The organism is Stenotrophomonas sp. GD03877 (assembly GCF_029840555.1).
Classification (GTDB): domain Bacteria; phylum Pseudomonadota; class Gammaproteobacteria; order Xanthomonadales; family Xanthomonadaceae; genus Stenotrophomonas; species Stenotrophomonas geniculata.
In genome coordinates this window covers 20548-36347 of sequence record NZ_JAOCCT010000017.1, presented here as the reverse complement: position 1 = coordinate 36347, position 15800 = coordinate 20548, and the positions used below count along the sequence as shown (strand labels likewise).

11 protein-coding genes are annotated in these 15800 nt (G+C 67.6%); 7 read left to right on the top strand and 4 right to left on the bottom strand.

Going from position 1 to position 15800, the window contains the following annotated elements; translation table 11 throughout:
* Positions 1-11: 11 nt before the first annotated feature.
* Positions 12-2303, top strand: a complete 2292-nt coding sequence (locus N5D20_RS13835; protein WP_053461346.1) for an NADP-dependent malic enzyme — start codon at positions 12-14, stop codon at positions 2301-2303.
* 450 nt (positions 2304-2753) lie between these two features.
* Here the strand turns inward: N5D20_RS13835 and N5D20_RS13830 are convergent, their stop codons facing one another.
* Together N5D20_RS13830 and N5D20_RS13825 are read right to left on the bottom strand one after the other, a co-directional pair.
* On the bottom strand, positions 2754-3497 hold the full coding sequence (locus N5D20_RS13830; RefSeq protein WP_197578717.1) for a basic secretory protein-like protein: 744 nt from the start codon (positions 3495-3497) through the stop codon (positions 2754-2756).
* Complete coding sequence (locus tag N5D20_RS13825; protein ID WP_197578716.1) at positions 3494-6838, bottom strand: GH92 family glycosyl hydrolase; 3345 nt, start codon at positions 6836-6838, stop codon at positions 3494-3496. Before N5D20_RS13825 ends, N5D20_RS13830 begins: the two co-directional genes overlap by 4 nt.
* 422 nt (positions 6839-7260) lie before the next feature.
* Here N5D20_RS13825 and N5D20_RS13820 point away from each other — a divergent pair, with 422 nt between their 5' ends.
* The 4 genes from N5D20_RS13820 to N5D20_RS13805 all read left to right on the top strand — a co-directional run bounded on the left by N5D20_RS13820 (position 7261) and on the right by N5D20_RS13805 (position 10491).
* Positions 7261-7458 (top strand): zinc-finger domain-containing protein, encoded by a 198-nt coding sequence (locus tag N5D20_RS13820; protein WP_005410967.1) that lies wholly within the window; start codon positions 7261-7263, stop codon positions 7456-7458.
* Positions 7459-7473: 15 nt separating this feature from the next.
* Positions 7474-8589: a glycosyltransferase gene (locus N5D20_RS13815; protein ID WP_043400167.1), complete on the top strand. Its 1116-nt coding sequence runs from the start codon at positions 7474-7476 to the stop codon at positions 8587-8589.
* Positions 8570-9901 (top strand): O-antigen ligase, encoded by a 1332-nt coding sequence (locus N5D20_RS13810; RefSeq protein WP_197578715.1) that lies wholly within the window; start codon positions 8570-8572, stop codon positions 9899-9901. Before N5D20_RS13815 ends, N5D20_RS13810 begins: the two co-directional genes overlap by 20 nt.
* A 140-nt stretch (positions 9902-10041) precedes the next feature.
* On the top strand, positions 10042-10491 hold the full coding sequence (locus N5D20_RS13805; protein ID WP_197578714.1) for a transposase: 450 nt from the start codon (positions 10042-10044) through the stop codon (positions 10489-10491).
* Between the two features lie 108 nt (positions 10492-10599).
* Here N5D20_RS13805 and N5D20_RS13800 read toward each other — a convergent pair whose 3' ends face one another.
* Complete coding sequence (locus tag N5D20_RS13800) at positions 10600-11517, bottom strand: LpxL/LpxP family Kdo(2)-lipid IV(A) lauroyl/palmitoleoyl acyltransferase (RefSeq protein ID WP_010480797.1); 918 nt, start codon at positions 11515-11517, stop codon at positions 10600-10602.
* Positions 11518-11577: 60 nt separating this feature from the next.
* Here N5D20_RS13800 and waaA point away from each other — a divergent pair, with 60 nt between their 5' ends.
* Together waaA and N5D20_RS13790 are read left to right on the top strand one after the other, a co-directional pair.
* Complete coding sequence (gene waaA / locus N5D20_RS13795; RefSeq protein ID WP_049435320.1) at positions 11578-12876, top strand: lipid IV(A) 3-deoxy-D-manno-octulosonic acid transferase; 1299 nt, start codon at positions 11578-11580, stop codon at positions 12874-12876.
* Positions 12877-13105: 229 nt separating this feature from the next.
* Positions 13106-14326, top strand: a complete 1221-nt coding sequence (locus N5D20_RS13790; protein WP_171954685.1) for an amino acid transporter — start codon at positions 13106-13108, stop codon at positions 14324-14326.
* A gap of 100 nt (positions 14327-14426) precedes the next feature.
* On the opposite strand, the gene N5D20_RS13785 is transcribed toward N5D20_RS13790, so the two are convergent.
* On the bottom strand, positions 14427-15785 hold the full coding sequence (locus N5D20_RS13785; RefSeq protein ID WP_010480790.1) for a TolC family outer membrane protein: 1359 nt from the start codon (positions 15783-15785) through the stop codon (positions 14427-14429).
* Between the last annotated feature and the right edge of the window lie 15 nt (positions 15786-15800).

Genomic DNA, 15800 nt, shown 5'->3' with positions numbered 1-15800 from the left:
AACCCACATCGATGTCCAACGAAGATTTCAAACAGGCCGCCCTCGATTACCACCGGATGTCCCCGCCGGGAAAGATCAAGGTTTCCGCTACCAAGCCCATGCTGACCCAGCGCGACCTGTCGCTGGCGTATTCGCCGGGCGTGGCATACGCCTGTGAAGCGATCAAGGCCGACCCGCAGCAGGCCAGCGAGCTGACCGCCCGCGGCAACCTGGTGGCGGTGATCTCCAACGGCACCGCGGTGCTGGGCCTGGGCAACATCGGCGCGCTGGCCGGCAAGCCGGTGATGGAAGGCAAGGGCGTGCTGTTCCAGAAGTTCGCCGGCATTGATGTGTTCGACATCGAAGTGGATGAAACCGACCCGGACAAGCTGGTCGACATCATCGCCTCGCTGGAGCCGACCTTCGGTGGCATCAACCTGGAAGACATCAAGGCGCCGGAATGCTTCGTGGTCGAGCGCAAGCTCCGCGAGCGCATGAAGATTCCGGTGTTCCATGACGACCAGCACGGCACGGCGATCATCGTCGGGGCGGCCGTGCTCAACGCCATGGCGATCACCGGCAAGAAGATCGAGGAAGTGAAGCTGGCGACCACGGGCATGGGCGCAGCCGGCATTTCCTGCGTGAACATGCTGGTGCAGCTGGGCCTGAAGCCGGAAAACATCCTGGCCTTCGACCGCGAGGGCGTGATCCATACCGGCCGTACCGACCTGGACCCGGAAAAGCAGCGCTATGCGCGCGACACCGACAAGCGCACCCTGGCCGAGATCGTCGACGGCGCGGACATCTTCCTGGGCCTGTCGGCACCGGGCATCCTGACCGCCGACATGGTCAAGACCATGGCGCCGGATCCGGTGATCTTCGCGCTGGCCAACCCGACCCCGGAAATCATGCCGGAGGTGGCGCGCGCCGCGCGTCCGGACGCGATCATCGGTACCGGCCGTTCGGACTACCCGAACCAGGTCAACAACGTGCTGTGCTTCCCGTACCTGTTCCGCGGTGCGCTGGACGTGGGCGCGACCGCGATCAACGAGGAAATGAAGATCGCCTGCGTGCGCGCCATCGCCGCGCTGGCCCGTCGTGCGGCCACCGACATGGGCTCGGCCTATGGTGGCGAGACGCCGAGCTTCGGCCGTGAGTACCTGATCCCGCGCCCGTTCGACCGCCGCCTGCTGGTGGAGCTGTCGGCCGCCGTGGCCCAGGCCGCGATGGACTCGGGCGTGGCCTCGCGCCCGATCGACGACATGGGCGCCTACCGCGACAAGCTGGCCCAGTTCGTCTACCGCACCAGCCTGATGATGAAGCCGGTCTACGACCGCGCGCGCAGCGACAAGCAGCGCGTGGTGTACGCTGAAGGCGAAGAGGAAGTGGTGCTGCAGGCGGTGCAGAACGTGGTCGACGACGGCCTGGCGCACCCGATCCTGATCGGCCGCCCGGAAGTGATCGAATCGCGCATCGAGCGCCTCGGCCTGCGCCTGAAGATCGGCGAGAACGTTGAAGTCACCAACATCAACGACGACCCGCGCTTCAACGAATACTGGCAGTACTACCACGGCCTGACCGGCCGCCGTGGCGTGACCGTGGCCGCGGCGAAGAACCTGATGCGTTCGCGCCCGACCCTGATCGCGGCGGTGATGGTGGCCCGTGGCGAAGCCGATGCGATGCTGACCGGCATCGTCGGCCGCTTCCACAAGAAGCTGGGTTACGTGCGCAGCGTGCTGCCGCTGGAGCCGAAGGTCACCTCGACCTCGGCGATGACCGGCGTGATCAACCAGCAGGGCGTGTTCTTCTTCGTGGACACCCACGTGCAGGAAGACCCGACCGCCGAGCAGCTGTGCGAAGCGACCCTGCAGGCGGCCTACCGCATGAAGCTGTTCGGCATCGAGCCGAAGGTGGCGCTGCTGTCGCACTCCAACTTCGGCAGCCATGATTCGAAGGACGCGCTGAAGATGCGCCAGGTGCGTGAGCTGCTGCTCAAGCGCAACCCGCGTCTGAACGTGGACGGTGAAATGCAGGGCGACACCGCGTGGGACGAAGCGCTGCGCCAGAAGCTGCTGCCGGGCTCGACCCTGCAGGGCCGCGCCAACCTGTTCGTGCTGCCGAACCTGGAAGCGGCCAACATCGCCTACAACCTGGTGCGCGTGTTCACCGACGGCGTGGCGATCGGCCCGATCCTGATGGGCGTGAACAAGCCGGTGCACATCCTGACCACCAGCGCGACCTCGCGCCGGATCCTGAACATGACCGCGATCGCCGCGGTTGATGCGCAGATCCGCAAGCAGCTGGAAGCGGAAAAGAAGGCATAGGCCTTCTTTCCCACTTCCGCTGCCCACGCATTCTTCCTCTACCCCCGCCTTCGGCGCGCCCCTTCAACAAGAAGGGGCTCCTGGTCGGAAGAATGATGGCGCTGGCGCGGTTGGACGTCTTCGCATATGAAAACACCGGGCATTGCCCGGTGTTTTCATTTGCCGCAACAGCCGCCGAACCTGCCACACGCGCTACGCAACCCGGTCATTTCCCTGCAACGCCATTGCGGCCCAATACGCCCACGCGGCCCGGCCGTGGGAAGGGACCGGACCGGCCTTCCCACCCTGGGCCCGACCAACTTTCCATGGGCGAGGGTGTCATGCGCAATCGAGTGACGCGGCGGTACTTCCAGCAGTTGTTCGCGCTGTACGCCGGCTTCGTGCAGTCGCGCTGAGGCCGCGATGCGGTAGCGCCGGGCAATGCCCGGTGAACGTACAGTGCGTGGGGGCTCAGTGCCGCTTGCCGCGGCGTGCAGGGGCCGGCGGCGGTGCATCCGAACGCGGCTTGGCGTACTGTGCCCACAGCGCCGGCAGTGCCTTGCCGGTGTGCTTCTGCCACAGCGCCGGTGCATAGCGGCCGTCGCGCAGGGCCTTGTCCAGTGCCAGCACCAGTCCCGGGTGTTCGGCGTCGGCCCACTTCAGGAACGCACCGGTCACCCGGTAGCCACTGTCGAAGTTCTGCCCCTTCTCGACCTTGCCCGGCAGTGCCCAGCCCGCGGCGGCATTGTCCATGCCGTAGCGGTCGCGTGCGTAGTCGGCGATGCCTTCCACCAGCCAGCCCGGCACCCGCGCGTCGCCGTAGCCCGGATAGCCCTGCACGATGTGCATCGCCTCATGGGTGACCAGGTCGATGTCGTTCGGGTGCTGCGCCAGCCACCCCGGGTTGATGGTGATCGTCGCTGCCTGGTCCTTGTCGCCGACGAAGGCGATGCCGGTGTAGGCCGGATCGATCACGATGCGCACCCTCGACGGCGCGGCGGGATGGAAGTCCGCACGTTCGCGCAGATAGGCGAAGAAGAACGTATCGATCACCCGCTTGCGCTGCGGCGCGGCCAGCGCGCCACGCGCGTCCTGGTAGTTCAGTGTCACGCCGTCGCGGGTCAGCTGCGTATCGAACGCCTGGGTCTGGCCGAAGCTGGAGAAGGACAGGGCAACAAGGGCCAAGGGCAGAAGACGGAAGCGCATGCCGCTCATTGTACGGTGCCGGCCGCCAGCAGTTCGATCTCCGCCAGCGGCAACCGTGCCGGTGCCGCCAGGCGCAGGCGGTACTCGCTGTAACGACCGGGTTTGGCGATGCGGAACGGACGGGTCTGGCGGGCGGATTCGAAGTCTTCGCCGATGCGCTGGTCGAGCACGGCCCAGCTGCCGCTGCCGTTGCGCGCTTCCAGCGTCCACTCACCGCCCTGGATGCGGCCGTCGCCGCTGGTCAGCGTGTACATCGTCGGAGTGCCCTCGGCCAGGCCGGTCAGCGCGATGGTTGCACCGCCGCCCAGGCCCACCGTCGTGCCGGCATCGTCATCGAGCAGCGCGGGCAGGGCACGGCCATCGGCCAGCGTCGCCTTGGCGCCGCTGCCGAGCAGGTCGTGCAGCAGCTGAGGTCGTTGGCCACGGGCGGTCAACGAGCGCGGCACATCATCCACGCCACTGCCCCAGCGCGAGGGACGGGGGCCCATCACGAAGTCGAGGGTCGCGCCCTTGGCGATCAGGTCGTGCGGCACCCAGGTCTTCGTCCACGGCGTACCGTTGATCTTCAGCGACTGCACGTAGACGTTCTCGCGCGAGTTGTTGGCCGCGTTCACGGTCAGCACCGCGCCACCCTGCAGCTCCACCCGTGCATGCTCGAATGCCGGCGAGCCGATCACGTATTCCGGGGCGCCCATGCGCAGCGGGTACAGGCCCAACGAGGCCAGTACGTACCATGCCGAGGTCTCGCCATTGTCCTCATCGCCCGGGTAGCCCTGGCCGATCTCGCTGCCGACGTACAGCCGCGACAGGATCTCGCGCACATGCTGCTGGGTCTTCCACGGCTGCCCGGCGTACAGGTACATCCACGGGATGTGGTGTGCCGGCTGGTTGCTGTGCGCGTACATGCCCATGCGCACGTCGCGCGCTTCGGTCATCTCGTGGATGGTGCCGCCGTAGGAACCGGCCAGTGCCGGGTCCGCAGTTTCCGGTGTGGCGAAGAAGGTATCCAGCTTCGCCGCCAGCTTTTCGCGGCCACCGTACAGCGCCGCCAGGCCCTCGCCATCGTGGGCGGCGGTGAATGCGAACGTCCAGCCATTGGATTCGGTGTAGTCGTGGCCCCACACGCGTGGGTCGTAGGCCTTGGCGTCCACGCGCCAGCGGCCATCGGCCTTGCGGCCCTGGAAGAAGCCTGCGTCCGGGTCGAACATCGTCGCGTAGCTGGGCGCGCGGTGGCGGAAGTAGTCGGCCTCGGTGCTGTAGCGCTCGCGTGCCGCCGGCGTGGCCGCGCGCTTGGCCAGGGCGTCGGCCATGTTGGCGATGCCGAAGTCATTGAGCGCGCCTTCCATCGTCCACGACATGCCTTCGTGCACGTCGGCGCTGGCATAGCCACGGAAGGTCGAGCGGTCCATGCCCTTGCGGCCGACATGGCGGTCAGGCGGGACCACGGTCGCGTTCTTCAGCGCGGCCGCGTAGGCCTCTGCCGGATCGAAGCCGCCGACGCCTTTCAGCCACGCATCTGCAAATGCCACGTCCGAGCTGGTACCGACCATCAGGTCGGCGTAACCCGGCGACGACCAGCGTGCGATCCAGCCGCCGGCGCGGTACTGCTCGATGAAGCCCTGCACCAGCTGGCCGGCATCGTCGGGCGTGAACAGCGCATAGGCCGGCCAGGTGGTGCGGAAGGTGTCCCAGAAGCCGTTGTTGACGAATACCTTGCCGTCGCGCACGGCGGCGTAGCTGCGGGTCGCGCTGCCCTCGGTGTTGTCATCGCTGGCGCTGGCCTGGTTGGCGTAGCGCCACTCCGGTGCGGCGGCGCTGCCCACGTTCTCATGGCCGGAATTCGGGTACAGGAACAGCCGGTACAGGCTGGAATACAGTGTGGTCTTCTGGTCGTCGCTGGCATCGCCGATGTCGAAGCGGGCCAGGCGTGCGTCCCATGCATCCTGCGCACGGCCGGACACGCTTTCCAGCGTGTCGGCCGCGTCGATTTCCAGTGCCAGGTTGTGCCGCGCCTGCTCCACCGAGATCAGCGAGGTGGCGATGCGCATGGTCACCCGCCGGTCGCTGCCCGCGTCGAACTTGATGTAACCGGTCGGGCGGCCGGTGTCGAGGCGCCCACTGCTGCGCCATGGCTTGTCGAAGCGGGCCACCACGTACATGCGGCTGGCGCCGTTGGACAGGCCACTGCGCGTGTCGGTATAGCCGGACAGCGTCTGCGTGGCGGCGTCCAGAGTCAGGCCACCGCGTGCATCGACATTGTCGAACAGCAGGTTGGCGTCTCCGCCCTCGGGGAAGTCGAAGCGGAACAGCGCCGCATGATCGGTCGGCGCGATTGATGCTGCGACGCCGTTGTCGAAGCGCACATCGTAGCGGTAAGGGCGGGCGCTCTCGTGGCTGCGGTCGAACGACAAGGCACGCTTGCGGCGATCAGCCTCCGGCACACCACGGCTGGCCGAGGGCATCACCTGGAAGGTCTGGCGGTCGCCCATCCACGGGCTGGGCTGATGGCTCAGCGCAAGTGCCTGCAGCTGCGGACGGTTCCGTGCGTCGTTCTGTTCGTTCCAGCGGTACAGCCAGTTCAGTGCGCCGGCATCGGTCACCGGGGTCCAGAAGTTGAAGCCGTGCGGCACCGCGGTGGCCGGGAAATTGTTGCCGCGCGAGAAGGTGCCGTTGGCCTGGGTGCCACGGGTGGTCAGCACCCAGTCGGAGACACGCGCTGGCTGCTGACGTGGCACTGTGTCCAGGCGAACGTCATCGATCCAGCCGGTGACCGGTGCACCGTCGGCACTGGCCACGTCCAGTTCGATCGCCACCACGCGGCGACCCTTCAGCGCGGGCACGTCGCCCAGCCGCACCGCCTTGCGCGCCCACTGCTGCGGATACAGCGTCTTTGACGCGCCCTGCGCGCGTGCGCCGAGAGCCACCCCATGCTGGTCACGCGCAGCGCCGGCCGAAACCCGGCTGCCATCGTCCAGCAGCAGGTCCAGTGACACATAGGTCGAGGCCACGGTGTCCTTGCCGACGATCTCCGGCAGCACCAGCCACGACAGGGTGGTATCGGCCTCGATGGCCATGTCCACCTTGAACAGCTCGCGCCGCGCCCTGCCGCCTTCGCTGCTGTAGCGCAGTGCATGCAGGCCGCTGTAGCCCGCATTGCGCTTGGCGGCGTAAGGCGCCGCAGGGCCGTTGCCGATCGTGACCTGCAGTGCACCCGCGGCCTGCGACGGGGCAGGTTCGCCGGGCTCGAACGAGGTCTGCAGTCCCTGTGCCAGCACCGGCATCGCGGTAGTCGCACAGGCCAGGGCCAGGGCGAGCGGAAGCAGGGCGCGGCGTGGATCGGACAGGGTCATGCAAGGGTCTCCCGGAAGGGCAGGCGGCGGGCAGAACCCGCATCGGCGGACACCACGGACAGCATCGCTCCGCCCGCCGGGATGGCAGTGGAAGAAGCGATGCCGGTCCGGTGGGGGGCGGGCCATGCGATCGGGTCGGATTGGGGCAGGCCGGTTCACGACCTGGCCCGATCCTGCAACAGCCGTGGCAACCTGACAAGTGCCATTTAGTTCGATCCAAATGCGGGAAATATCGTTGTTGGCGGTTTCCCGGCGTGATCCTGCTGGTTCGGTCGGGAATTTCCACCGGCACCCCATCCCGAGGTGGCATGCAAGGTCGCAGGGAATCGGCCCGGTACGCGTAAAGACCCGTTGCGGCGCAATGTCGGGGCGGCCCAGATGCTAGAATCACAGGCCTCGCAACCCGTTCATCGACATCCGCCATGAGCCATACCGCCACTGCGCCCGCCAACGCCGAGAAGCGCTACACCGTGCACCGCAGCGATCTGCCGCTGAGCTGCCCGACCCCGGAAATGGCGCTGTGGAACTCGCATCCGCGCGTGTACCTGCCGATCGAAGACGAGCCCAATGGCGAAGCGCAGTGCCCGTACTGCGGTTCCGTGTTCGTGCTGGCCGACTAAGCGGCCGCCCCTTCGATGCGCCGATTGACCGTGGTGCAGTTGCTGCCGGCGCTGCACTCCGGCGGTGTCGAGCGCTCGACCCTGGAAATCGCTGCGGCCCTGGTCGCTGCCGGCCATCGTGCGCTGGTGGTCTCCGCCGGTGGCCGCCTGGTGCAGCCGTTGCTCGATAGCGGTGCCGAGCACCTCACCCTCGACATCGGCCGCAAATCGCTGCTGACCCTGCGCCACCTGCCGACCCTGCGCCGCCTGTTCGCTGAAGTTGGCGCGGACATCGTGCATGCCCGTTCGCGGCTACCGGCCTGGCTGGGCCTGTACGCGATCCGTGCCATGCCCGCCGCACAGCGCCCGCACTGGGTGACCACCGTGCATGGATTGAATTCGCCCAGTCGCTACAGCGCGGTGATGACCAGCGGTGAACGCGTGATCTGCGTGTCCAACAGCGTGCGCGACTACGTGCAGCGGCACTATCCGACAGTTCCCGAAGCGAAGCTGCAGGTGATTCCGCGCGGCGTCGATGTCGCACAGTTTCCGCGCGTGGCCCGCGCCGACCGCCGGCCACGACTGGCGCTGGCAGCCGATTACCCGTGGCTGGCGCAGGTTGAGGGCCCGCTGCTGCTGCTGCCGGGGCGGGGCACCCGGCTGAAGGGACATGCTCATGCGCTGCAGTTGCTGGCGGATGTACGCGCCGCCGGTGTACCGGCACAGCTGTGGATGCTGGGTACCGATGAACCGGGCCGCGAAGCCTATGTGGCCGACCTTCGCCGGCAGGCCGCTGCTTTGGGCGTGATGGATGCCGTGCAGATCAGCACACCGACCGCGCGCATCGCCCAGGCCTATGCGGCCAGCGATCTGGTGCTGCAGCTGTCGGACAAGCCCGAAGCATTCGGCCGTACCGTGGTCGAGGCGCTGTCGGTGGGCCGCCCGGTGCTGGGCTGGGATCATGGTGGCGTCGGCGAACTGCTGCGGCAGCTGCAACCCGCTGGTGCGGTGCCGCTGGGCGATGCACGCGCACTGGGTGAACGTGCGCTGGCCCTGCTGGCGCAGCCGCCGTCCTTGCCGACCCGCATCCCGTTTACCCTGCAGGCCATGCAGCGCGATACCCTCCGCCTCTATGCCGACCTCGCCGGCTGACCCCGACGTCACCGTGCGCGACGACCGCGCCGGACGCTGGGCGCCCTGGTGGGTGCTGGCGTACGTGGCGATGTGGCCGTTGCCGGGCATCGCCGAAACCATTCTCGGTCTTGGCGCGGTCTACGCCGCCGCGCGCATGGTCATGCGTCGACTGCAGCGTCGTCCGCATCTGTTGAGCACGGCAGCTTGGGCGCTGACCTCGATCCTGTTCCTCGGCTATTGGCTGCCGCAGGCGTTCTCGGCGTTTGATGCGATCGATCCGACAGCGTCGTGGACGAAGGCGGCCGCCGGCCTGCGCTACCTGCCCTTCATGTGGCTGGTGGCGATCGCGGTGGCCACGCCCGAACGGAGGCGGTTGACCTTCGGTGGCCTGGCGCTGATCACCGGCGCATGGACCCTGGATGCGCTGGTGCAGGCGGTGGCCGGAACCAGCCCGTGGTTCTGGTCGCTTGAGCAGCTGAAGCTTGCGGTGAGTGGTCACGCGTTGTGCCCGGCCACTGAGGCGGCCGTGGTCGATCGCCTCAGTGGGGCACTCGGGCCGTGCAACCTGAAGTTCGGCCAGGTCCTGGCCAGTCTCTCACCGTTCCTGTTGTTGCCGCTGGCGCGTCGCTTTGGCAATCCGGGTTGGGTACTGGCCGCAGCGGCGCTGGGTTGCGTGCTGCTGCTGGCCGGCTCGCGCGCATCGTGGATCACCTTCGCGCTGGTGCTTGCCTACAGCGGCGTGCGCCAGTTCGGCTGGAAACGGTTGGTGCTGCTGGCGCTGGTTGCTGTCCTCGGCGCGGGCGCGCTGACCGCCAGCGTGCCGCAGCTGCGCGAACGCTTCGCGCGAACGGCGTTGGCCTGGGATGGAAGCGAGCGCGGTGTCGACGAGGCACTGTCAGGGCGTGCGCGGATCTGGGACGCCGCGGCCTGCATGATCGAGGAACATCCGCTCAATGGCGTCGGTGCACGCGGCTTCCGCGATGCCTATCCGGCCTGCGTGTCTGGCGACGAACCGGCGGTGTGGGGCGATGCCCCGGCGTTGCATGCTCATCAGATCGTGCTGGAAATCCTGGCGGAAACCGGCGTGCTCGGCCTGCTGCTGTGGTTGGCCGCCGTGGCCCAGGCCTGGCGGGCCTGGCGCTATGCACCGATGGCCGCGCGTGAGCGGGCCCGCCCGGCGATGCTGGCGCTGGCGGTCACCCTGTTCCCGCTCAACACGCATCTGGCGTTCTATTCCGCGTTCTGGGGTGGCCTGACCGTGCTGCTGGCGGCGTTGTTCGCCGGCAGCCTGTTGGCGCGGGACGCGGATGACACACCGGCGGTGACGTAACGGAACATCCACGCATGGCGTGGGTCACCGAACGAACGCCGTCGTAGTAGATCCACGCCATGCGTGGATGGTGCTTTCCCGACGCAAACACGCGCCAACTTCCACTACCGGTGCTTCCCTGCGTATCGCACGCTGGGGCCATGGCCAGCCCCAGACTCCGCTACGGTCGTTACTCCAGCACCGGTAACGTTTATTCACTGACCACGGCAACCCTTGGCCGGGAGCCGTTCTTCGCGGATGCCGCCAATGTGGCGATCCTGGTAGATGCGCTGCGCTTCGTCGAACGCAGCGGTTTCAGCCACAGCCTGGCATGGGTGGTGATGCCCGACCACCTGCACTGGTTGATGAAACTGCGCAGTGGAACCCTTGCCGAGTGCATGTCGCTGCTCAAATCCCGCAGCGGGCGGCTGTTGAACCAGCATCTGGATCGACGCGGCGCACTGTGGCAGCACGGCTATCACGACCATGCCGTGCGGAACGACGAATCCCTTCACGAGAAGGCGATGTACATCCTGGCCAACCCGGTCCGGAGCGGCCTGGCCAGCACGTTGGGTGAGTACCCGCATGCATGGTGCCGTTGGCCGTTATAGATGCCGGGGGCGGAACGAAGAGCATCCACGCATGGCGTGGATCTACTTCAGAGCGCCCCACATCAGTAGATCCACGCCATGCGTGGATGAAGCCAACCCGGCCCCGCGTTACTTGTAAAAATCACTCCGCCCGCCCGGCTGGCGCTTGAAACGGCGGTGGATCCACAGGTACTGGTCGGGGGCCTCGCGCACCATCTCCTCGATGGCCTGGTTGACCCGCGTGGTATCGGCTTCCACATCCTCGCTGGGGAAGTTCTCCAGCGGTGCGCCGATCTTCAGGAAATACTTCCCGCCCTCGCGGCGGTGGAAGTATGGAATCACCGCGCAGCCGGTCATCCGCGCCAGCTGGTGGGTGGCGGTAATGGTGGATGCGGTATGGCCGAAGAAGGGCACGAACACGGTGTCCTTGCCGCGCATGTCCTGGTCCGGCGCATACCAGAGGAAGCCGCCCTTCTTCAGGTGGCGCACGGTCGCGCGGATGTCTTCATTGGCGAACATCGCCTTGGCATAGCGCAGGCGGCCGAACTTCACCGCCCACTCGTACACCGGGTTCTTGTGCTTGCGGTACATGCCTGAAAGATCGACGTAGTCGCACAGCAGGCGGCCGCACATCTCCAGGGTCATGAAGTGGCCGGACACCAGCAGCACGCCGCGGCCTTCGGCCTGCATCTGCCGCAGATGCTCCAGGCCTTCGATCTTCACCTGTGGGCGGATGCGGTCGATGCTGCCCCACCAGGCGCGGATGCACTCAAGCACGCCCACGCCCAGCGCGTCGAAGCTGTCGCGTACCAGGCGCTGGCGCCAGGCTTCGTCCTTCTCCGGGAAGCACAACTTCAGGTTGACCTCGGCGGCGCGACGGCGGCTGCCGAGCAGGCGCCAGCTGATCCAGCCGACGCCACGGCCGAGCGCACGCTGCAGCATCCACGGCAGGCGGGCGATGGCGAAGGCGCCGAGCATGGCGGTGAACATCGGCCAGTTGCGGGGATCGCGCAGCGACGGGCGGATGGCGGTGGTGGCATCGGACATGGCGCCATTCTACCAACCCGGCTGCGTGTCTTTCCCGGGGGGCTCCCGTATCCTTGCCGCATGCGTAAAGACCCTGTCGAATGGATCCTGCGCGGCCTGTATTCGGCCGTGCTCTACATCCTGCTGCCGATCACCGTGTACCACCTGGTCTGGCGCGGTTTCCGGGTCCGTGAATACTTCCGGCGCTGGGATGAGCGCTATGCCTCGTATCCGCAGCCGACAGGCCAGCCGCGGGTCTGGCTGCACGCGGTCTCGGTGGGCGAGGTCAATGCCGCCGCGCCGCTGGTCAATGCCCTGCGCCAGCAGCGTCCGGACATCCGCTGGGTCATCACCACCATCACCCCGACCGGTTCGGAGCGCGTGCGCGCGCTGTGGGGCGATGCGCTGGACCACGTCTACCTGCCGTACGACGTACCGGGCAGCGTCAACCGCTTCCTCGGCCACTTCCAGCCCAGCCTGGCGCTGATCCTGGAAACCGAGCTGTGGCCGAACATGCTGTTCGGCTGCCGCGACCGCCGCATTCCGGTCTACATCCTCAACGCCCGCCTGTCAGCGCGTTCGCTGCGCGGTTACCGGGTGCTGGCGGCGCTGATCCGCCGTGCGCTGCGTACGGTTACCTGCGTGGCCGCGCAGTCGCAGGACGACGCCGAGCGCTTCGTGCAGCTGGGGGCTGCGCGGGAACAGGTGCAGGCGCTGGGCAACCTCAAGTTCGATATCGCCACGCCGGATGTGCAGGGCTTCGTCGAGCAGTTCCATGCCTGCGTGCCCGCCGGGCGCCCGGTGTGGATCGCGGCCAGTACCCACGATGGTGAGGAGCAGGCGGTGATCGACCTGCATCGGCGCCTGCGCCAGCAGCACCCCGACCTGTTGTTGCTGTGGGCACCGCGGCACCCCGAGCGCTTCCCGAAGGTGGAGGCGCTGGTGCGCGAGCAGGGCTGGAACGTGGCGACCCGTCGCGCGAAGCAATGGCCGGAGGCCGGCACGGATGTTTTCGTCATCGACACCCTGGGTGAGCTGATGCCGTTCTATGCCTGTGCACAGGTCGCCTTCGTCGGCGGCAGCCTGCAGCCGATCGGTGGCCACAATCTGCTGGAGCCGGCGGCGATGGGCACTGCCGCTGTGACCGGTCCGCACCTGCACAACTTCGCCGAGATCTCACGGCGCATGCGAGAGGCCGGTGCCTTGCTGATCGGCGAGGACGTGCAGGCGGTAGGTGACCTGCTGCAGCACCTGCTGGGCGACGCCCAGGCGCGCGAGGACATGGCCCGTGCCGGTTGCACGCTGGTCAGCAACGGCCGCGGTGCCCTGCAGCGCACGCTGGCGCTGGTCGCGCCACACCTCCCGCCGCCGCGCAGCTGAGCCGGGCAGCAACACCGCCAGGGCGGATGCTACGCGGACCGACTGACGTGATCGACTGCATCAATTCTGCTTAGCAGCCGGATTCCTGTCGCAGCAGGACCGGATGCGTGGCTGCGAACGTGTTTGTGGTCACATCGAGGTGCGCACAGTACGGATTCTGATACCGCCACTTGGCGCACGCTGCCAGCCTCCTGTCGACCGCGCTTGTGCGGATTCAAGAGGGCTTGCGATGGACAGCGATAACCGCCGTGGCCGGCACGCGCTGCTGGGAATGGATCACTTCGCGATGGTGGCGTTGACCCTGCTGCTGGGTGGCAGCGTGATCGCCCTGGTTGGCCAGTACACCGCCGCCCAGGCGGGTCCGGCCATCGTACTGAGTCTGCTGCTGGCCGCACTGGGCACGGCGCCGATGCTGTATTGCCTGCACGTGCTGAACCAGCAGCAGCCCGCAGCCGATGGCCTGCACGGCTTGCTGCGGGCCGCTTGGGGCACGGCAGCCGCGCGGCTGCTGGGTACTGCACTGCTGCTGGAACTGGTGATGACCAGCGCCGGCGTGGCGCAGTCCACGGCCAGCCACGCGCGTGCCGTGTTTGCCAGTCGCGGTATTGAAACCGGCAGCGCGCTGCCGGATCCGGTGATGGCCGTCACCAGTCTGCTGGTGCTGGGTGCGTTCGTGCTGCTGCCCCCGCGTCGCATCGCGCTGACGGTCTGCGTGTTGTTGACGGTGAAGATCGGTGTCGGGCTGTTGCTGTTGGCGCTGGCGGTTCGCCACGTGCACTACGCCAACTGGATTCCGTGGCTGCCGGACGCCACCGCGCCCTATCGATTCGGCCCCGGCGGGGTGCTGGCGGCAAGCGTGCCCTTGCTGGGGGTGTTTGCCAGTGTGGGGCTGGCACTGGGATTTCCCGGACGTGGCCGGCAGGCGCGCACGCGATCACCCTGGCTGCTGGCGGCCGCGCTGCTGCTGGCGATGCTGCTGCTGATCATGCTGGCCGCGTTGCAGGCCGGCCTGGTCGAGTTCCCGGTATTGGACAGTACGCGGCCGTTGTCGGTGGCATTGCAGGGCCATCCGCAGTTGCAGTGGCTGCTGCCGTTGCTGCCGCTGGCGGGCATGGCCGGGCTGGCAGCACTGCTGCTGGTGCTGTTGTCGCTGGCCGCACACCTGGCAGCGCAGCTCCGGCCTGTGGCCGGTGATGAAGCGCCCGGGTTCCGGACGCGGCTGATACCGGTCACCGTGGTGCTGACGGCGGCGCTGCTGGCCTTGGGAGCGCCGGTCGGCGCCTTGCCGGTGCTGCCGGGTCCAGCAACCCTGCTGGTGATGGCGGCCTTGTGCCCGGCGGCACTGCGTGTCCGTGCGCCGATGCCGGGTGCTGCAATGGTGCTTGCGCCCCTGGCCACGGCGCTGTGCGTGCTGGCCGCAGTGGAACGGGCAGGCGCGTGGCCGGGCTGACGGCCGGCAGATCTGCGCCATGCGTGGGTCGGGCCGTACGCGCCGCCCACAGAAAAGCCACCCTCGCGGGTGGCTTCTTCGTTGCCGGCAGGGCGACGACTCAGTGCGTGGTCGTTGCCGGGTTGCCGGCGTCCTGGGTCAGCAGGCGGTTCACGTCCTGCAGCTCGGCCACGTCCAGCGCACCCAGCGACTGGCTCAGCAGCAGACGGTTCTGCAGGAAGGTGTAGCGGGCCTGGGCGTAGTCCAGCTGCGCCGAGAACAGGATGCGCTGGTTCTGGATCACGTCCAGCACGGTACGGGTACCGACTTCCAGGCCAACCTGCGACGCGTCGTAGGCACTCTGCGCCGAGACTACCGCAAGGCGGCGGGCCTCCACTTCGCTGATGCCCTGCACCAGGGTCTGGTAGGCATTGCGGGTGTTGCGGTCCAGGGCACGCTTCTGCTGCTCGTAGCCATCCTGGGCGATGTCACGCTGGGCCAGCGCCTGGCGCACGTTGGACTGGGTGGCACCGCCAGCGAAGATCGGCACGCTCAGGGTCAGGCCGATGCTGTTGGTGCGCGCGTCCGGCGACAGCGAGCCGGCGCCGGTGCTGTCACCCCAGGTCGCGGTCTTGCCCCAGCTGCCGCCCAGCGACAGGGTCGGGTAGTGGCCACCACGGGCGGCCTGCACACCAGCTTCGGCGGCACTGACCTTCAGTTCCTGCGCCTTCAGCGCCGGATTCTGGGTGGTGGCCTGGTGCACCAGCTCGTCGATGTTGCCGCGGTTGGCCGGCACTTCCGGGCGGAAGTCCGCCGGCAGGCCACGCAGGTTGACCACCGGCTGGCCGGTCAGTTCGGTCAGGGCCTGGTAGTTATCGGCCAGGGTGTTCTGCGCAACGATGGTGTTGGCGCGCGCCTGGTCGTACTGGGCGCGGGCTTCGTGCACGTCGGTGATCGGCGCCAGGCCCACTTCCAGGCGCTTGTCGGCGAAGTCGAACTGCTTCTTCGCGGCCGCTTCGTTGGTCTGTGCGGCGTTCAGCGATTCGATCGCCACCAGCACGTTGAAGTAGGCCGCCGAGGTGCGCACGATCAGGCTGTCGTTGGCCGAATCGAGGGTGAAGTCCGCCGCCTTGCTCAGCTCACGCTGCGAACGCAGGTTGTTGATCTGGGTCCAGTTGAACAGCGTCTGGCTGCCATCGATCGTGTAATTGCGGCGCTTGTTGGTGAACGAGCCGGAGTTGATGTCGGCGTTCGGCTCGCTGCGCGTGCGGTTCAGCGTGGCCTGGCCGTTGATCTGCGGCAGCAGGGCGGCGCGCGCCTGCACGGCGCCTTCCTTGTCGACCAGCCGGGTCGATTCGGCGGCGGACAGCTGCGGATCGCCGTTGCGCGCCATTTCGTAGACCTGCAGCAGGTCGGCGGCATGGGCGGACAACGGCAGCAGGGCAGTGGCCAGCGCAACAGCGAGGGATCGGCGGATCATTGCGGCTTCCTTGGA

Coding starts and splice junctions, on each gene's coding strand:
- N5D20_RS13820 (WP_005410967.1), top strand. CDS start 7,261: ATGAGCCATACCGCCACTGCGCCCGCCAACGCCGAGAAGCGCTACACC.
- N5D20_RS13835 (WP_053461346.1), top strand. CDS start 12: ATGTCCAACGAAGATTTCAAACAGGCCGCCCTCGATTACCACCGGATG.
- N5D20_RS13800 (WP_010480797.1), bottom strand. CDS start 11,517: ATGTCCGATGCCACCACCGCCATCCGCCCGTCGCTGCGCGATCCCCGC.
- N5D20_RS13790 (WP_171954685.1), top strand. CDS start 13,106: ATGGACAGCGATAACCGCCGTGGCCGGCACGCGCTGCTGGGAATGGAT.
- N5D20_RS13810 (WP_197578715.1), top strand. CDS start 8,570: ATGCCGACCTCGCCGGCTGACCCCGACGTCACCGTGCGCGACGACCGC.
- N5D20_RS13830 (WP_197578717.1), bottom strand. CDS start 3,497: ATGAGCGGCATGCGCTTCCGTCTTCTGCCCTTGGCCCTTGTTGCCCTG.
- N5D20_RS13815 (WP_043400167.1), top strand. CDS start 7,474: ATGCGCCGATTGACCGTGGTGCAGTTGCTGCCGGCGCTGCACTCCGGC.
- waaA (WP_049435320.1), top strand. CDS start 11,578: ATGCGTAAAGACCCTGTCGAATGGATCCTGCGCGGCCTGTATTCGGCC.
- N5D20_RS13825 (WP_197578716.1), bottom strand. CDS start 6,838: ATGACCCTGTCCGATCCACGCCGCGCCCTGCTTCCGCTCGCCCTGGCC.
- N5D20_RS13785 (WP_010480790.1), bottom strand. CDS start 15,785: ATGATCCGCCGATCCCTCGCTGTTGCGCTGGCCACTGCCCTGCTGCCG.
- N5D20_RS13805 (WP_197578714.1), top strand. CDS start 10,042: ATGGCCAGCCCCAGACTCCGCTACGGTCGTTACTCCAGCACCGGTAAC.